The sequence below is a fragment of the uncultured Oscillibacter sp. genome, from assembly GCF_950073225.1.
Taxonomy (GTDB): Bacteria; Bacillota; Clostridia; order Oscillospirales; family Oscillospiraceae; genus Oscillibacter.
In genome coordinates, this window is the sequence record NZ_CATMPS010000001.1 from 47097 (window position 1) to 65001 (window position 17905).

Here is a 17905-nt window from a genome sequence, read left to right on the forward strand (position 1 = left end):
TACACATAATTTTCGCTTTGTCAAGCCCCATTTCAAAAAATTTTGCAAAAGGGAATTTACGTAAACCATGACCATCTGCTCAAGGGTCTTTTCATACAAGGCCTGGGGAATTTCAGAATTCATTGCACTCACCTCACCTATAATCATACCGGAAGTTTCTTTGGTATTATTTGCATTCTAATCTCCTATACTTCATTTGTTAAGAACGATTGTAGGTGTTTGGGGTGAGAGATATTTTGGCAAAACGGTTGAGAAAATGCCGGGATGAGGCAGGCTTGACCCAAATCAAGGTTGCCATTTACTGCGATATTACGGAAAAGGCATACCAAAATTATGAATTGGGCGTGCATGAACCAAAATTGAGCATTCTTGCCAGAATTGCTCGCCTTTACAAGGTTTCCATCGACTATTTAGTCGGCCTGACCGACGACCCGAAGCCCTATCCCAGAAGCCCCGAATAAAGCCGCGCCTCCCCTGCCAAACGCGGGGGAGGCGTTTTGACCGTCCGTCCCCCCTCCGGGGCCGATGGTCCAAGAGCCCTGGACGGCGGGGCCCGCTTTGGGTATACTGAGGGCAGAGAGGAGGCGGGCGCTTTGAAAATCGACGTGACCCTGGACCCGGCCCTGGAGGAGCTGCTGATAAAGGTGCTCTCCCCGGGGGAGACGGAGGAGCTCCGGGCCCTGCTGGCGCGGCTGGAGGAGCCGGAGCGGCTGACGCTCTTCCGGGAGGGGACCGCCGTGCCCTTGGACCCGGGGGAGGTCCTGCGGTTCTACGGCGAGGACAAGGAGGTCCGGGCCCAGGCCCTGGGCGGGGAGATCTACACCGTCCGCCTCCGGCTGTATGAATTGGAGGAGCGGCTGGACCGGAAGGCCTTTGTCCGGGTGTCCCACTCGGAAATCGTCAACTGGAAGCGGGTGACGGCCCTGGATTTGAGCCTTTCCGGCACCATCCGGGTGACCCTGGAGGGCGGCGTGGCCACCTACGTCTCCCGGCGGTACGTGAAGAAAATCAAGGAGGTGCTGGGGATATGAGCAAATCCGAAGTCCGGCGGGAATTCCTCCGGCGGGCCAAGGCGGGCTTCCCCTGGGGAATCGCCCTGGTCTATCTGGTGTTTGTGCTGGGAAACGCCTTCACCATCCCCAGGCCGGAGGGCGGAAATCTGCTGGTGGTGCCCGGGGCCATGGCGGAGGCCTATGGAAGCCCGGTGGCGGCGGCCCTGGCCCAGTTTTTCTGGTCCGGCCTCCTGGGGGCGGCGCTGAACACCATGGAGGTTCCCTTCCTCCTGGAGCGGCGGACCCTCCTCTGGTCCGGGGCCCATTTTCTGGGGACGGCGGCGGTGTTCTCCCTGGCGGGGTGGCGGTGCCGGTGGTTCCCCATCCGGGAGAGCTGGCTGTGCCTCCTGGGCCTGCTGCTTTTGCTGTACGTGCTGAAATGGTCCGTCCGGTTTCTGGAGTGGCAGTCCGACGTGTGGGCCATTCGGAAATCCTCCGGCCTGGAGGGGGCGGACCCGCCCTGGAAAACCCTGGCCCCGTACCTTCTTCTGGCGGCGGCGGTGGAGCTGCTGCTGCCCCCGGGCCTGCGGCTGGCGGACGCCCGGGATTTCCCGGTGCTGACGGGAATTTTTTACCCCTTCCTGGTCCTGCCGCTGTTCTGCTTTTTCAGCGCCTGTCCTCTGGGAACCCGGCTCCGCCGCTGGTGGCTTCTCTACCCGGCGGCGTGCGCGGCGCTGACCCTGCCCTGCGTGTTTTGGCTGTACAACTACACGGCCCTGTTTCAGGCGTGGGCGGCGGGAGCCGCCGCCCTGGCAGGGGGGCTGCTGGGCGTGGTTTTGCGGCGGCTGAAAAAAAGGGAATAACCCTGGAACCAAACCGCCTCCCTTTCCGTCTAAACGGGAAAAGGAGGCGGTTTTATGAAGCTCTGGAAACGCGTGTTTATTCTGGCCCTCTGCCTATTGCTGACGGGCTGCGCCCCGGCGGCGGAAACGCCGGAGTCCCCGGCCCGGACGGAGGGCCCTGCGGCCCCGGCGGACCCCGCGGGCGTCCCGTCCTCCCTGGCGGAGGACGAAGAGCCCACGGTCCTCACCTGCCGCGTTGTGGACGGGGCGGAGGACGGAAATCTGCTTTTGGCGGAGCTGGACGAAGGGCTCTACGGCGGGACCGGGGTTTACCGGCTGAACGTAAAGGACGTGCCCGTGACCCTGGACGGCGAGGCGGCGGAGCCGTCGGTCCTGGAGGACGGCATGGCGGTGGACGTGGCCTTCAACGGCACTGTGCTGGAGAGCTTCCCGGCCCAATTGGGGGAGGTGTATTCCGTCTCCGCCTGGTCCCGTGGCCGGGGGCGGAACGGCGGCGGGACTATGTTTGATCTCTGCGGGCTGTACCTCCAGGTGCTGGACGACCTCTGGCAGAAGGACCCGGCGCTGAACGAGGACGTTTCCCAAATTGCCCTGGACCTCTCCCAGGCCCCCGGGGAGCTGACGGAGGGGGAGAAGCTGGCGCTGGTCCACCGCTTTGGGGAGCTCCATGGAGTGGTGGCCTTTGCCGCCACGTTTGAGGAGCTGAAGGAGCAGGGCTATCTAGCCTCCGAGCCCCTGGGGAACGGCGCGCCGGAGGGGGCGGCGTTCGTCCGCTGGGAGGACGGGTGCCTCTTCTCCATCACGCCCAGCGAGGACCATGAGGGGGAGAGCTATTCCCTGCCCACGCTGTTTTTCAACGCGGAGAAGTGGCGGTCCTCCCTGGGGGCGTACGGCTTCTACGACTGCTCCGCCGGGTGGGGGCAGGTTTCGACCTGGAACGGCTACCAGATCGGCAGCGAGATGATTTCCTGAGCCCCCCCAAGGGAATACGCAAAAACGGAGGCGCCGCCTGTGCGCCTCCGTCCTTTTTATTTCTTCCCGTGCAGGGCCTTCATCCGCTTTTCGTGATCCAAAATGCTCTTGCGCATCCGGAGGCTCTTGGGGGTCACCTCCAGCAGCTCGTCGTCCGCCAGGAATTCCAGGCACTGCTCCAGGCTCATCTGCTTGGGGGGCACCAGCCGCAGCGCGTCGTCGGAGCCGCTGGCCCGGGTGTTGGTCAGCTGCTTTTTCTTGCACACGTTCACCGTCATGTCCTCGCTCCGGGGACTGACGCCGATGACCATGCCGCCGTAGACCGGGATGCCCGCGCCGATGAACAGCGTGCCCCGCTCCTGGGCGTTGAAGAGGCCGTAGGTGATGGACTCCCCAGTCTCGAAGGAGATGAGGGACCCGTTGCCCCGGCGCTGAATGTCGCCCTTATAGGGGGCGTAGCTGTCGAAGACGGAGGCCATGATGCCCTCGCCCTTGGTGTCGGTGAGGAAGTCGTTGCGGTAGCCGAAGAGGCCCCGGGCGGGGACCAGGAACTCCACCTTCATCCGGCTTCCCACGGGGGTCATTTCCACCATGTCCGCCTTCCGCTGGCCCAGCTTCTCAATGACCGCGCCCACGCAGTCGGCGGGCACGTCCACCACCAGCCGCTCGATGGGCTCGCACTTCTTTCCGCCGATCTCCTTATAGAGCACCCGGGCCGGGGACACCTGGAACTCATAGCCCTCCCGGCGCATGGTTTCGATGAGGATGGAGAGGGACATCTCCCCCCGGCCCGCCACGTTGAAGGCGGTCTCCTTGTCCGTCTCCGTCACCCGCAGGGACACGTCCCGCAGGGTCTCCCGGAAAAGGCGCTCCCGGATCTGGCGGGAGGTGACGAACTTCCCTTCCCGCCCGGCGAAGGGGGAGTCGTTGACGGAGAAGGTCATCTCCAGGGTGGGGGCGGAGATCTTCACAAAGGGCAGGGCCTCCACCGTGTCGGGGACGCAGATGGTGTCCCCGATGGTGACGTCGGGGATGCCGCTCATGGCGATGATGTTCCCGGCGAAGGCCTCGGTGACAGGTTTGCGGCCCAGGCCGTCAAATTCGTAAATCGCCGTGGCCTTGGCCTTGCGGAGGACGGCCTCCGGGTCGTGGTAGTTGCAAACGGCGATCTCCTGATTCTGCTTCAAAGTCCCCCGCTCGATGCGGCCGATGGCGATGCGGCCCACGAACTCGTTGTAGTCGATGGAGGAAACCAGCATCTGGAAGGGCAGATCCACCTCCGCCTCCGGGGCGGGGATATACTCCAGGATGGTGTCGAAGAGGGGCTTGAGGTCCGTCCCCTGGACGCTGGGAGAGCAGGAGGCGGTGCCGTTGCGCCCGGAGCAAAAGAGCATGGGGCTGTCCAGCTGCTCGGAGGTAGCGTCCAGGTCCATGAGAAGCTCCAGCACCTCGTCAATGACCTCATAGACCCGCTGGTCGGGCCGGTCAATCTTGTTCACCACCACAATGACCCGGTGGCCCAGCTCCAACGCCCGGGAGAGCACGAAGCGGGTCTGGGGCATGGGGCCCTCGGCGGCGTCCACCAGGAGGATAACGCCGTTGACCATCTTGAGGACCCGCTCCACCTCGCCGCCGAAGTCGGCGTGGCCCGGGGTGTCCACGATGTTGATTTTGGTGTCCCCGTACTGGATGGCGGTGTTTTTGGCCAGGATGGTGATGCCCCGCTCCCGCTCCAGGTCGCCGGAGTCCATGACCCGGTCGACGACCTCCTGGTTTTCCCGGTAAACGCCGCCCTGCTTCAGCATCTCATCCACCAGCGTGGTCTTGCCGTGGTCGACGTGGGCGATGATGGCGATATTTCTCAGATGTTCATTCCGCATAAGTTCACAGACTCCTTTGAAAGGGCGGAGGTCCCGCCGTAGAATGGAAGACAAAATTTCACGGTTTCTTATTATATGCCACTCCCCGCCGCTTTTCAACGGAAGAATCCACATTTTTCGGGACTTTTTCACGAAAAATCCAAGTCACCTTGGACAAGTTCGACAAAAAGCGGAGACGGCTTCCGCCGCCTCCGCCATATTCACGCCTGTTTTTCCAGAGTCTCCTCCCGCAGCAGTAAGTACTCTTCCATGCAAAGCCCGCTGTCCCGGATGTCCAGGGCCACCTCCCGGCCCACATAGCGGTAGTGCCAGGGCTCGTAGCCGATACCGGTGATCTCGCTTTTGTCGTTGGGATAGCGGAGGATGAAGCCGTACTCCCAGCAATGCTCCATCAGCCACTTCTGTTCGGCGGTCTTCTCCTGCTTCTTGGTCAGGGCCTGATAGGACTGGGACACGATGTCCAGCGCCAGGCCCAGCTGGTGCTCGCTGGTGCCCGGACGGGCCACCCAGCGGCCCGCCTCGGCCTCGGCGGCCTTCCGGCTGTAGCCCGCGTTCCGCAGGCGGGCGATCTTGTTGTTGTACAGGTAGGTCTGCTTGGACTGGGTCCGGTAAGAGGAGCAGATCTTGGGCTGCAGCCCCGCCTTCCGGCAGGCCTCCAGCATGGCGGTGAGATCCTCATAGGCCCGCTCGTCCACCTTGTTCCCGTCGGGCAGGGTTTTCAGGGTCACCTCATAGTCCTCCGGCATCTCGTTCCAGGGGTTCACCAGGAGAATCTGCCAGTCCTCCGCCTCCGGAAAAACAGGGTCCTTCCGTTCCTTCCCGGAAGCGGCCTCCGCCGTCCGGGCCTCGGGTTTGGCGCTCTCCGCGGCCCTCTCCGGTTCCTTCACCGGCTCCGGCGTTACCACGGTCAGCTCCGGAATTTTCGAGGCTTCCCTCTCCTCGCCGGGGGCCGTCAGCCGGGTGTTCAAAACCGGCCTCTCCCTTGCGGAGGGTTCCTTGCCCATGCCTCCCGCCTGGACTGCGGTCAAAAGCAGCAGCAGCGATGCCAGCAGCGCCGCCGCCCGTTTGCTCCATCTCATTTGTTGCCGTTCCTTTCCAATCCCACTATATCTTGTGGCTTATTGCATTCATCATACGCCTTTTCATTCCCAAATACAAGAGGTATTTTATGAACGGGCCAAACTTTTTTAGAAGCTCCGAACTCCGGGGACATTTTCTCTTTTCATTTTTCCCCCGGCGTGGTATAATCCCTACCAGGAACGGCAATATCAGGAAATACCGGGCCCCTCCGGGGCCTGTTTGGAAAGGACGCGGAGCTATGCGCGAACAGATGGACCTGACGGAGCGGAAGCTTGGCCGGGAGGATAAATTCACCGGCCGGATTGTGTCCGTCCATGTGGACACGGTGGAGCTGCCGGACGGCGAAACCGCCTCGCGGGAGGTGGTGGACCATCCGGGAGGCGTCGCCGTCCTGGCCCTGGACGGGGACAACAACGTGCTGACGGTGACCCAGTACCGCTATCCCTTCGGCCGGACCCTGATGGAGATTCCCGCCGGGAAGCTGGACCACCCCGGAGAGGACCCCTATGCGGCGGGCCTCCGGGAGCTGAGGGAGGAGACCGGCGCGGTGCCTGGGATTTACCGCTCCCTGGGCCGCATTCTGCCCTCCCCGGGCTGCTACGGCGAAACCCTCCACCTCTACCTGGCCCAGGATCTCAAAATGGAGGCCCAGCACCTGGACGAGGACGAGTTTTTAAGCGTGGAGCGCATCCCCTTCGCCGAGATGGTCCGCCGCTGCCTGGAGGGGGAAATCGAGGACGCCAAGACCGTGGCGGCGGTGCTGAAGGCGAAAATCCTGCTGAACCTGTGACGCCGTGAAACGGGCCGTCCCAGGGGCGCAAATCAGTTTGGAGGTCGAGCATGACGGAGGAAAAGACCGTTCTCGTTGTAGAGGACGAGAAAAACATCGTGGACATCCTGCGCTTCAACCTGGAGCGGAAGGGCTACCGCGTAATCGAGGCTTACGACGGCGAGGAGGGACTGCGGATGGCCCGGACGGAAAAGCCGGACCTGATTCTGCTGGACATCATGCTGCCCAAGATGATCGGCTTTGACGTGTGCGGGGCCCTGCGCAAGGACGGGGACAACGTGCCCATCCTGCTCCTCACCGCCCGGGAGGAGGAGGACGACAAGGTCCGGGGCCTGGAAATTGGGGCGGACGATTATATCACCAAGCCCTTTTCCATGCGGGAGGTCATCGCCCGGGTGGAGGCCAACATCCGCCGCACCTCCATGGCTTCCCCCGCCGGAGCCGCGGCGGCGGACAGCGCCATGCCGGTGGCGGGGGACCTGGCGATTAACACAGACAGCCATCAGGTCTTCCGGGCGGGAAAGGCCATTGACCTGACCCAGCGGGAGTATGAGCTTTTGACCTTCCTGGCCAGCCACCCCAACAAGGTCTACTCCCGGGTGGACCTGATGGAGCAGGTTTGGAACTACGGGTATGTGGGGGACGACGTGCGGACCGTGGACGTCACCGTCCGGCGCCTCCGGGAGAAGATTGAGGAAAATCCCGCCAGCCCCCAGTTCATCCTGACCCGCCGGGGGGCGGGGTACTATTTTGCGGTGAACTGACCGAAAGGCCAGCTCTCTAGAAAGGAGGCGCCGCCGTGTTCCGCAGCCTGCACATGAAGCTGACGCTGATACTCCTGCTGCTCATTACCTCCCTCATGGCGGTGGTGGGGGCCTTCCTGACCATCAACGTCTCCAACTTCTTCACCAACACCTTCTACCAGCAGATCGACAGCGTCTTCGGCGCGGACCAGCGGGAGTTCGTCACCTCCCTCCGGGGCGAGGCCGCCCAGGACGACGGCGCCGACCGGGTCCACGACATGATGGAGCTCACCGCCGGAAAGCTCGGCATCGACTACCGCACCCGGAACTACTTCGTCCTGGACGGGGAGACGGGGGCCTATCTCAACGGCTCCGCCGCCGAGGGCGCCATGCCCCGGGAGCAGAGCCCCAACCTCCTCACCGCCCGGAACGCCGTCCTGCGCCGGGACGAGGCGGGCATCGGGGACGTCAGCGACATCACCGCCGACTACATGGACGCCGCCATCCCCATCTTCGGGGGGGACAACGCCTTTATCATCTATATTCTGGACAACCGGGACACCGTTTCCGGCCTCAACAGCCAGCTTTTCCAAATCATCATGCAGGCCCTGGTCATCGGCCTTTTGATTTCCGTGCTCTTGAGCTTCCCCCTCTCCAAAACCATGGTGGGCCCCATTGAAAAGCTCACCGCCGGGGCGGAGAAAATGGCCGCCGGGGACTTCGGCGGCGCTTTGCCCGTGGAGTCCACGGACGAAATCGGCGTGCTGACCGGCACCTTCAACGAGATGGCGGGGGTCCTCCAGTCCACCCTGGCCGCCGTGGAGAACGAGCGGAACAAGCTGGACACACTCTTCCTTCACATGACCGACGGCGTGGTGGCCTTTGACCACGGCGGAAAGCTCATCCACTGCAACCCCGCCGCCAATGACATGCTCCAGCGCCCCGTGGGGCCGGAGTGCACCTATGAGGAACTGTTCGGCAGTCTCTTCCCCTTTGGGGATATGCTGGCCCTCCAGCGGCCCAGCTTTGCCGAGGGGGAGCTGGAGGCCGGGGATAAAACCCTGGAGGTCTACCTGGCCCCCTTCTCCGACCGGGAGCGGGGCGGCGTGCTCATCGTCCTTCACGACGTGACGGAGCAGCACCGCAACGAGGAGCGGCGCAAGGAGTTCGTGGCCAACGTCTCCCATGAGCTCCGCACCCCCCTTACCAACGTCCGCACCTACGCCGAGACCCTCCGGGACGCGGAGGGGGACATCCCCCAGTCCACCGCCAACGGCTTTTTGGACATCATCATCACGGAGACGGACCGGATGACCCACATTGTCCAGGACCTGCTCACCCTCTCCCGGCTGGACCGGGGGGACGCGGAGCTGGTCCTCTCCCGCTTCCCCTTTGCCGAGGCCATCCAGAGCGTGGTCCGCTCCAGCGCCCTGAACGCCCAGCAGCGGGGCCATGAGCTCACCTGCGAAGACCTTGGCCACCTGCCCCTCATCGTGGGGGACCGGAGCCGCCTGGAGCAGGTGATGATGAACATCCTGGGCAACGCCATCAAATACACCCCCGACGGGGGCCACATCCGGGTCTGCGCCGGCTGCGGGGAGGACGACACCGTCTGGATGGAGGTCCAGGACGACGGCATCGGCATCCCGGACAAGGACCGGGAGCGCATTTTTGACCGCTTTTACCGGGTGGACAAGGCCCGGTCCCGGGAATCCGGCGGCACGGGCCTGGGCCTCTCCATCGCCCGGGAAATCGTCCAGCGGCACCACGGCGTCATCGCCCTGGCCCCCCACGAGGGGCCCGGCACCACCATCCGCATGACCCTGCCCATCGCCCAGGGCCGGGGCCGGCAGACGGAGGGCTGAGCCATGGGGGAACAGCGGCAGGACCGCCGGAACCTGGTCCAGAACATCCTCATCACCCTGCTGGCCCTGTCGGCGGCGGTGCTCTTCACCCAGACCCAGCTCTACAACCTGAACCTGACCACCAGCGAGGCGCCGCCGGGGCCCGCGCAGTCCGCCGCCCCGGCGGCGGAATTGGCCGCCCCGGTACGCACCGCCGTCACCGGGGACTACGGCCGCTGCGGCGGCCTGACCTGCACCACCGGGGACCCGGTTTTCGCCGACCCCCTGGGCCGCCGCCTGCTGGAGGCCCTGGGCTCCGCCCGGGACTACGCTCCCTGCTCACGGGGGGACTTTCTCCGGGCCCTGCGGGGACCCTCCCTTTACTATGATTTTCTGGAGCCCCTGCCCCTGTCCGTCCTGGCGGGCCTGCTGGGCGGCGGGGAGGACGTCTCCCCCCGGGAGGACCTCTCCGCCTGCCGCCTGCTCATCGTCCCCCAGGAGGGCGGCGCGGTCCTCTACCTCTGGGACGGCGGGGAAAACTGCTTCCGGGCCTCCACCGCCGTCTCCTCCGACAGCCTGGAACAGGTCATCAGCCGCTATGAGCTGGGGGACGCCTCCTTCGCCATGGACGGCGGCGGCCTGGAGCGGGAATTGGACCCCTGTTCCCTGCTGCCCGCCCAGCCGCCCCAGCTGCCCTCCTTCACCCTGGGGGACCCCCTGGCGGGAGGGACGGACTGGCTCCTCTCCGCCCTGGGCTTCAACCCCCGGAGCCGGACCCGCCACACGGAGTCCAGCGGCACGGAGCTCATCATAGACGGGGACCGGACCCTCCGCATCCGGCCGGACAACACCATCCACTACCAGAGCGGGAACGAGCCCATCCTTCGGGTGAAGGCCGCCGGAGACCTGCCCACGGCCCGGGAGGCGGCCCTGGGGGCCGGCTCCCTGCTCAGCAGTCTCCTGGCCCCCGTCTCCGGGGAGCTTCAGCCCTGGCTGCAAAGCCTCCGCCGCAGCGGGGACGTGACGGCGCTGCGCTTCGGCTACCAGCTGAAGGGCGTGCCCGTCCGCTTTCAGGACGGGGGCTTTGCCGCCGAGATCACCCTTACCGGCTCCGCCGTCACCGCCCTGAGCCTGCGGTTCCGGCAGTATAACGCCGCGGAGGAGCCCTCTTTGCTGCTGCCCCTGCCCCAGGCCCTGGCCGTGGCCGCCGCCAGCCCCGGAAAGGAGCTCTCCATCGGCTACGTCGAGCGCGGCGGGGAATGCCGGGCCTATTGGCTGTCGGATTGAGAGGAAGGCCTTATGGAACGCTTCCGTCTGAAAAACATCATCATTTTAATCCTGGTCCTGCTGAACGCCTTCCTGCTCTTCTCCCTGGCCCAGCGCCGGGCGGAGGAGCGGGAGTCCTTCCACCGCACGGCGGAGCAGCTGGCGGCCCTTTTCCAGGAGGACGGCATGCTCCTGGAGCCCGGCGCCGTCTCCCGGGACGTCCCCCCCGACGGCGTGGCCCTGATTCGGGACGCCGCCCTGGAGGAGCAGGCCGCCGCCTTCCTTCTGGGCGGGACCACGTCCTCCATGGACCAGGGCGGCGGCATCTTCCACTACGCCGGAGCGTCCGGGGAGGCCCTGTTCCGCTCCAGCGGCGGCTTTGACGCCGCCGGAACCCTGGCGGAGGCGGACGTGGAGGACTTTTGCCGGGAGTTCTGCCGGACCTTTTCCTACGAGGACCCCGATATCCGGCTGGACGGAGAGGGCGGCGGCGTGTTCACCGTCCCGGCGGTCTACGGCAGGCTTCCGGTTTTCAACTGCACGGTGACCTTTACCGTGGAAAACGGGATTCTCACCGCCGTCAGCGGCACGCTGCTGCCCAAGACCGGCGCCCCCGTCTCCGGAGAGGAACCCCTCTCCGCCGCCGGGGCCCTGACGGCCTTTCAGCGGATGCGGCGGGAGAGCGCGGCGGTTGCCTCCACGGTGACGGACGCCCGGCTGTGCTATGAGCTCCAGACCGCCGGAGCCTCCATGTCCCTGGACCCGGCGTGGCGCATTGTCACGGATACGGAGGACTATTTCGTCAACTGCTTCACCGGCGCGGTCACCGCCGGGGGCTCCCGGACGGGAGAGGGGGCCGCCTGACCTTCCGAAACGCCCGGCGTTATCCAAATTTTTCCTGAACCCCCGGCCCCCTGGACCGGGGGTTTCACCCCGTTCGCGGAAGCGGGAAGGCTTTTTCGTCAAAATATTATGTAAAAACACGGAAGGAAAGGTTTGCATTTTTTCCTCCGCTGTGCTATCATAACAAAGCGTGTAAAAACCGTTAAAGAAGAATTTTCCTCCCCGCGCCCCGCGCGGGTATGAAGCGCCGCCAGCCGGGCAAACTGTCTCTTGTGCCTCCCGCGAATGCCCCGGACCGGCAAACCGTTGCTTGAAAAGAGGGTCAATATTTTGACGAAATATATGATACAGGGCGGAACGCCCCTGTTTGGCGAAGTGGAAATCAGCGGCGCGAAAAACGCCGCCGTGGCGATTATCCCCGCCGCGCTGCTGGTGGACGGGGTCTGCCGCATTGAGAACATCCCCCAGATTTCCGACGTGACGCTGTGCTTGAATATTTTAGAGCAGCTGGGGGCGGGGGTCCGCAGCCTGGACCGCCACACTGTGGAGGTGGACTGCCGCCACATTCACTCCACCCGCACCCCCTACGACCTGGCCCGGCGCATCCGGGCCTCCACCTACTTCATCGGCGCTCTCCTGGGCCGTTTCGGCCAGGCGGAGGTGGCCCTGCCGGGCGGCTGCAACTTCGGCGGCGTCCGGCCCATCGACCAGCATATCAAGGGCTTCAACGCCCTGGGGGCCAACGTGGCGGTGGAAGGGGGCTTCATCCGGGCCACCGTCGGCGAGGAGCGGCTGCAGGGCGCCAGCATCTACTTGGACGTGGTTTCCGTGGGGGCCACCATGAACATCATGATGGCCGCCGTCATGGCGGAGGGCCGGACGGTGATTGAAAACGCCGCCAAGGAGCCCCACATCGTGGATCTTGCAAACTTTTTGAACTCCATGGGGGCCAACATCCGGGGCGCGGGCACGGACACCATTAAGATTCGGGGCGTAGACCGCCTCCGGGGCGGCAGCTACGCCATCATTCCCGACCAGATTGAGGCGGGCACCTACATGGCCGCCGCCGCCGCCGCGGGCGGACAGATTTTAGTGAAAAACATCATCCCCAAGCACATGGACTGCATCACCGCCAAGCTTCAAGAATGCGGCGTGGAGGTGGAGGAGCACGAGGACACCCTCCTGGTCCGCCGGAACGGGCCGCTGCGCCGGGCGAACATCAAGACCCTGCCCTATCCCGGCTTCCCCACGGACATGCAGCCCCAGATTACCACGGTCCTCTCCCTGGCCCAGGGCATCTCCCTGGTGACGGAGAGCGTGTGGTCCAGCCGCTACCGCTATGTGGACGAGCTCCGCCGCATGGGGGCCAGCATCCAGGTGGACGACAAGACCGCCGTGGTGGAGGGCGTGGACCATCTGGTGGGCGCGCCCATCCAGGCCTCGGACCTCCGGGCGGGAGCCGCCCTGGTCATCGCCGCCCTGGCCGCCAAGGGGCAGAGCGAGGTTTCCTGCGTACACTACATTGAGCGGGGCTATGAGAACCTGGTGGAAAAACTCCGCGGGCTGGGGGCCAACATCCGGGCCGTGGAGGAATCGGAGGAGCACCGGCGGCTGAACCTTGGTTAACATCGAAACGGTTCCGGGAGATGGAGGGGAGGCCCTTCCGTCTCCCGGTTTTTGCGAAGGAGGACCTATTATGAGCGCGGGAGGAACGGTATGACGGATTTGACATCCATGAAGAACATCGGGGCGGAGATGGCCCGGAAGCTGGCGGCGGCGGGCATCCGCACCCCGGAAGAGCTGGCGGAGGCCGGGTCCAAGAACGCCTTTTTCCGATTGAAAACCCTCTATCCCGGCGTCTGCCTGGTCCATCTCTACGCTCTGGAGGGGGCGGTCCGGGGCGTGGAGTTCAACGAGCTTCCCCCGGAGGTAAAGGCGGATTTGAAGGAATTCAGCGGCGCGCTGAAAGGAAAAGGAGGTTCCCCGCGTTGACAACGGTACATACCCTGGCCAGCGGCTCCTCCGGGAACGCGCTGGCCCTGAGCTGGGAGGGCGGAAACATCTTGGTGGACGCGGGCATCTCCTGCCGCCGCATCCGCCAGGGGCTCCAGGCCCTGGGGCTGGACCTTCCCGACCTGGACGGCATTTTCATCACCCACACCCACACGGACCACATTTCCGGCCTTCAAACCCTTCTAAAGCGCACAAGCTGCCCCGTCTACGCCTCCGCCCAGGCGGGCCGGGACCTGCTGCGGCGGTTGGTCCTTTTGGAGGACCGCCTCCGGGAGGCGGAGGGGGCCTTTTCCGTGAAGGACTGCGCCGTCACCGCCTTCCCCACCTCCCACGACGCCCCCGGCTCCCGGGGCTACCGCTTCGACACCCCCGACGGGGGCTTCGGCCTGCTGACGGACAGCGGCGTGGTGACGCCGGAGGCGGAGGCGGTCCTGCCGGGCGTTGCCCTGGCGGTGCTGGAGGCCAACCACGACGTGGAGACTCTGCGGAGCGGCCCCTATCCCTACTTTTTGAAAAAGCGCATTCTGGGCCCGGAGGGGCACCTCCCCAACGAGGAAGCCGCCGCCTTTGCCGTCACCCTGACCAGAGCCGGGGCCCGGGAAATCGTCCTGGCCCACCTGAGCCGGGAGAACAACACCCCGGCCATGGCCCTCCGGGCGGTGGAGACGGCGCTGAGCGCCGCGGGCCTGGCCCCCCGCCTCTCCGCCGCCCCCCGGGACGGCCTCAGCGGGGCGTATGTGCTGGAGGGAGGAACGGTATGCAGCGGGTAATCCTTCTGTGCGTAGGGAAGCTGAAAGAGAAATTTTACGCCGGGGCGGCGGCGGAGTACGCCAAGCGCCTGAGCCGGTACTGCAAGCTGGAAATCGTGGAGCTGCCGGAGGAGCGGCTGCCGGAAAACCCCTCCGCCGCCCAGATTGAGGGGGCCCTTTTGAAGGAGGCGGAGAATATCCGCCGGAAGCTGCCGCCCTCCTCCCGCCTGATCGCCTTGTGCGTGGAGGGGCGGCTCCGATCCAGCGAGGAGCTGGCCCGCACCATGGCCGCCTGGGCCGCGGGGACGGAGCTGGGGCAGGAGAAGCGGCTGGTGTTTTTAATCGGGGGGTCCTTCGGGCTCCATGCGTCCATCAAGGCGGAGGCGTGGGCGAAGCTGTCCATGTCGCCGATGACATTTCCCCACCACCTGGCCCGGGTGATGCTGCTGGAGCAGATTTACCGGGCCTACCAGATTAACGGGGGGACAAGATATCATAAGTGAGTCCCGTCTTGGGGGGATGTCCTGCCGGGAAAAGGGCAGTTTCTGGGGGAATGGCCTACCGGGAGAAGGGAAGTCCTTGGAGGAATGGCCTGACCAAGGGGTCAGGCCCCACATCGTCGGAAGAAATTCCGCCCGCTGCGTCCCCGCCTGACGGCGAGGACTCCGCTCTGCTCCATTCCTTCCTCCTCTCCCCACCGGACCCGCTTCGCTGGGCTCCGGCGGGGGCCCCTATAGGGTGGTCTATTGAGAGAAGGCAGTTCCGGAAAAAGGCGGACACCTACCCCCTACCGCCAGGGTAGCGGCAGCGAAAAGAGGAGGGAGTCCATTCGGTGACCTCCAACCCCCCGCCCGCACCACGCCGCGGGCTGGAGACTTGCGTACCCGGAGGAAGCACCTCCTGCGCGTCCCCCGTCTTTCGTCCCCCCGCAGGGGCGTTACTTCTTTTTCTCTTTTGGACCGTGCACGGCCCGTTTTCTCTTTTTCTTCTGGAAGAAAAAGAGAAAATGGGGGGTGCAATGAACCAGCCATCGCTGGTATCCAATCCGCCCCGCCCGCAAGGGCGAGTACAATCCCCCCCCTCTTGCAAAAGCAAAAATTTATGATATAATATACCATCCATATGAAATAACAGAAATCAGGTGATCACAATGACCCTCAAAAAAATCGCGGCGGTTTTCGCCGGCAAAGAATCCCTGGACGGGCAGTCCATCACGGTGGGCGGCTGGGCCCGCACCATCCGGGACATGAAAAACTTCGGCTTCGTGGAACTGAACGACGGCTCCTGCCTGAAAAACCTCCAGGTGGTCATGGAAGCCGGGACCCTGGAAAATTATAAGGACATCGCCGCCCAGAACGTGGGCGCGGCCCTCATCGTCACCGGCACCGTGGTCCTCACCCCCGAGGCTAAGCAGCCCCTGGAGCTGAAAGCCGCGAAAATTGAGGTGGAGGGCCCCTCCACCCCCGACTATCCCCTTCAGAAGAAGCGGCACACCGTGGAGTACCTGCGGACCATCCAGCACCTGCGGCCCCGGACGAACCTGTTCTCCGCCGCCTTCCGGGTCCGCAGCGCCGCCGCCTTCGCTATCCACGAATTCTTCCAGAGCCGGGGCTTTGTCTACGTCCACACCCCCATCATCACCGCCAGCGACTGCGAGGGCGCCGGGGAGATGTTCCGGGTCACCACCCTGGACCCGGAGAACCCGCCCCGGACCGAGGACGGAAAAATCGACTTTACCCAGGACTTCTTCGGCAAGCCCGCGAACCTGACCGTCTCCGGCCAGCTCAACGCCGAGAACTTCGCCATGGCCTTCGGGGACGTGTACACCTTCGGCCCCACCTTCCGGGCGGAGAACTCCAACACCCAGCGCCACGCCGCCGAGTTCTGGATGATCGAGCCGGAGATGGCCTTCTGCGATTTGGCGGGGGACATGGACGTGGCGGAAGCCATGATCAAGTACGCCATCCAAAAGGTCATGGAGCGCTGCCCCGACGAAATCAGCTTCTTCAACAGCTTCGTGGACAAGGGGCTCAAGCAGCGGCTGGAGCATGTGGCCTCCTCCGACTTCGGCCGGGTAAGCTACACGGAGGCCGTGGAGATTCTGGAGAAGAACAACGACCAGTTCGACTACAAGGTCTACTGGGGCTGTGACCTCCAGACGGAGCACGAGCGGTATCTCACCGAGCAGGTCTTCAAGCGCCCGGTGTTTGTGACGGACTATCCCAAGGAGATCAAGGCCTTCTATATGCGTCTCAACGACGACGGGAAGACCGTGGCCGCGGCGGACTGCCTGGTTCCCGGCATCGGGGAGATCATCGGCGGAAGCCAGCGCGAGGAGCGGCTGGAGGTCCTGGAGCGCCGCATCAAGGAGCTGGACATGGACCCGGAGAGCTACTGGTGGTACTGCGATTTGCGGCGCTACGGCTCCTGCCGCCACGCGGGCTTCGGCCTGGGGTTCGAGCGGCTGGTAATGTATCTCACCGGCGTGAGCAATATCCGGGACGTGCTGCCGCATCCCCGCACGGTGGGCAGCGCAGATTTTTAAATACGCGCCTGACGGCATTGAGAAAGGCTCCCCCGAGAGGGGGAGCCTGTTTTCTGCCCTGGTTTGGCACGCGGCCCACAAAGACAGAAAAAACGGCCAGTCCAGGCCCTTGGCGGCCCAGCCTGGTCGCTTTTTCCGTTCCGTTTTTATGCCGCACTATGCGGGCGCTTCTCAAAAACGGGCAGGCCCGGTTCCCATGCGGCGATAGACTTATTTCTCGTAGGCCCTGTACAGGAAGGTCACAATCTGGCCCCGGGTGCAGGGGTTATCGGGGGAGAAGGTGGTGCCGTCCCCGGTGCCGTTGGTGACGCCCTGGCCCACGGCCCAGTCCACGGCGTCCAGAAGATCGGGCCAGTACCACTGACCGCCGGTCTTGGGTTCCTCCGGCATATCGGTGAAGCTGGACTTGGCGGCAGCCTTGGGGCTGCCGAAGGCCTTCCAGATGAAGTAGGCCGCGGACGCCCGGTCGCAGGTCTTGTGGGGGTCGAAAGTGCCGGAGTACTCCATATCCAGCTCAGCCGCCCACTGAACGGCTTTGTAGTAGTACGCGCCGGGATCGGTCACGTCCATGTACTGCGTCTCCGTCAGCTTGGGCTCCGGGGACCCGGCGGCCCGCCAGAGGAAGGTGACGATCTGGGCCCGGGTGCAGGGATCGCCGGGGCCGAAGGTGGTGTCGGTTTTGCCGTTGGTAATCTTCTTCTCCACCGCCCAGGAAATCGCCGGGGCAAAGGGAGACGTGGCCGCCACGTCGGCGAACTTGGACGCGGGGGGTTCGGCAGGCTTCTGGGATTCGGCGGGTTTTTCGGGTTCCGCGGGCTTCTGGGTTTCGGCGGGCTTGGAGTCGATGGCCTGTCCGTCCTTGACTACCGTCCCCTTTTTCACCCACCCGGCGTAGAGGGTCATGTCCTCCGTGACGGGGTTGGACTCCTTCCAGGGGTACAGCTTGCCGTCCTTCCCCTCAATGCACCAGGCGTAGAACTCGTAATTGCTGGCCGGGGCCGTCAGCTTGCTCCCGTCGGGCAGGCCCACGATGTCGCCCTTGACCACGGTTTTCTCCTTGGGGATTTCGTCCTGCTTGGGGTTTTTGTAGTTCAGGTCGAATTTCACGGTGAAGGGGCCGTCCTTGTTTTCTTCGGAGCCGCTTCCCTCCTTGGTCCATTTGGCGACCACGGAGGTCTTTTCTGTGAAGGTGACATCGGAGATCGGCTTGCCGTCTTGAGTAAACCAGCCGTCAAAGGTGTGGCCCGGATATACGGGCTTTACGGCGGGCTCCTCCACCTTGGGCCCGGTTGTCTGGACGGTCATGAGGGTAGTCCCGTTGGGGG

17 protein-coding genes are annotated in these 17905 nt (G+C 64.4%); 14 read left to right on the forward strand and 3 right to left on the reverse strand.

The window, feature by feature from the left end; all coding sequences use genetic code 11:
• Positions 1-224: 224 nt before the first annotated feature.
• Genes Q1M04_RS00215 through Q1M04_RS00230 form a run of 4 tightly spaced genes read left to right on the forward strand, consistent with a single transcriptional unit; the run spans position 225 to position 2827 of the window.
• Positions 225-461: a helix-turn-helix domain-containing protein gene (locus tag Q1M04_RS00215; RefSeq protein ID WP_297996733.1), complete on the forward strand. Its 237-nt coding sequence runs from the start codon at positions 225-227 to the stop codon at positions 459-461.
• A 36-nt stretch (positions 462-497) separates the two neighbouring features.
• Positions 498-1031, forward strand: coding sequence for a LytTR family DNA-binding domain-containing protein (locus Q1M04_RS00220; RefSeq protein ID WP_300345894.1), 534 nt, complete (start codon positions 498-500; stop codon positions 1029-1031).
• Positions 1028-1855, forward strand: coding sequence for a DUF3021 family protein (locus tag Q1M04_RS00225; protein ID WP_297996729.1), 828 nt, complete (start codon positions 1028-1030; stop codon positions 1853-1855). Before Q1M04_RS00220 ends, Q1M04_RS00225 begins: the two co-directional genes overlap by 4 nt.
• 54 nt (positions 1856-1909) lie before the next feature.
• Positions 1910-2827: a hypothetical protein gene (locus tag Q1M04_RS00230; protein ID WP_297996727.1), complete on the forward strand. Its 918-nt coding sequence runs from the start codon at positions 1910-1912 to the stop codon at positions 2825-2827.
• Positions 2828-2883: 56 nt separating this feature from the next.
• Here Q1M04_RS00230 and typA read toward each other — a convergent pair whose 3' ends face one another.
• Together typA and Q1M04_RS00240 are read right to left on the reverse strand one after the other, a co-directional pair.
• Positions 2884-4707, reverse strand: coding sequence for a translational GTPase TypA (gene typA / locus Q1M04_RS00235; RefSeq protein WP_297996725.1), 1824 nt, complete (start codon positions 4705-4707; stop codon positions 2884-2886).
• Positions 4708-4907: 200 nt separating this feature from the next.
• Entirely contained in the window at positions 4908-5786 is an 879-nt protein-coding gene (locus Q1M04_RS00240) for a M15 family metallopeptidase (RefSeq protein WP_295755597.1), read from the reverse strand.
• Positions 5787-6025: 239 nt separating this feature from the next.
• Between Q1M04_RS00240 and Q1M04_RS00245 the strand changes: the two genes are divergently transcribed.
• The 10 genes from Q1M04_RS00245 (at position 6026) to asnS (ending at position 16580) form a co-directional block, all read left to right on the forward strand.
• Positions 6026-6577, forward strand: a complete 552-nt coding sequence (locus Q1M04_RS00245; RefSeq protein WP_297996723.1) for an NUDIX domain-containing protein — start codon at positions 6026-6028, stop codon at positions 6575-6577.
• Between the two features lie 50 nt (positions 6578-6627).
• A complete protein-coding gene (locus Q1M04_RS00250; protein ID WP_293280345.1) occupies positions 6628-7341 on the forward strand; it encodes a response regulator in 714 nt (237 codons plus the stop codon).
• Positions 7342-7376: 35 nt separating this feature from the next.
• The gene (locus Q1M04_RS00255; RefSeq protein ID WP_297996721.1) at positions 7377-9185 is read left to right on the forward strand and encodes an ATP-binding protein; all 1809 of its coding nucleotides are present in this window, start codon (positions 7377-7379) and stop codon (positions 9183-9185) included.
• 3 nt (positions 9186-9188) lie between these two features.
• Positions 9189-10451, forward strand: coding sequence for a hypothetical protein (locus tag Q1M04_RS00260; RefSeq protein ID WP_297996719.1), 1263 nt, complete (start codon positions 9189-9191; stop codon positions 10449-10451).
• Positions 10452-10463: 12 nt separating this feature from the next.
• Complete coding sequence (locus Q1M04_RS00265) at positions 10464-11294, forward strand: hypothetical protein (RefSeq protein ID WP_297294070.1); 831 nt, start codon at positions 10464-10466, stop codon at positions 11292-11294.
• A gap of 309 nt (positions 11295-11603) precedes the next feature.
• The gene (locus Q1M04_RS00270; RefSeq protein WP_297996716.1) at positions 11604-12899 is read left to right on the forward strand and encodes a UDP-N-acetylglucosamine 1-carboxyvinyltransferase; all 1296 of its coding nucleotides are present in this window, start codon (positions 11604-11606) and stop codon (positions 12897-12899) included.
• Between the two features lie 90 nt (positions 12900-12989).
• A complete protein-coding gene (locus Q1M04_RS00275; protein WP_297996714.1) occupies positions 12990-13265 on the forward strand; it encodes a TfoX/Sxy family protein in 276 nt (91 codons plus the stop codon).
• Complete coding sequence (locus Q1M04_RS00280) at positions 13262-14056, forward strand: MBL fold metallo-hydrolase (protein WP_297996712.1); 795 nt, start codon at positions 13262-13264, stop codon at positions 14054-14056. The genes Q1M04_RS00275 and Q1M04_RS00280 overlap by 4 nt, the downstream gene beginning before the upstream one ends.
• Positions 14044-14538 carry a 23S rRNA (pseudouridine(1915)-N(3))-methyltransferase RlmH gene (locus Q1M04_RS00285; protein ID WP_293281690.1) on the forward strand — a complete coding sequence of 165 codons (495 nt, stop codon included), beginning with the start codon at positions 14044-14046 and terminating at the stop codon, positions 14536-14538. The genes Q1M04_RS00280 and Q1M04_RS00285 overlap by 13 nt, the downstream gene beginning before the upstream one ends.
• A 647-nt stretch (positions 14539-15185) precedes the next feature.
• Positions 15186-16580, forward strand: a complete 1395-nt coding sequence (gene asnS / locus Q1M04_RS00290; protein ID WP_295755579.1) for an asparagine--tRNA ligase — start codon at positions 15186-15188, stop codon at positions 16578-16580.
• A 210-nt stretch (positions 16581-16790) separates the two neighbouring features.
• Here asnS and Q1M04_RS00295 read toward each other — a convergent pair.
• Positions 16791-17905, reverse strand: a 1115-nt coding sequence (locus tag Q1M04_RS00295) for an S-layer homology domain-containing protein (protein WP_300446104.1), incomplete at its 5' end; no start/stop codon positions are given.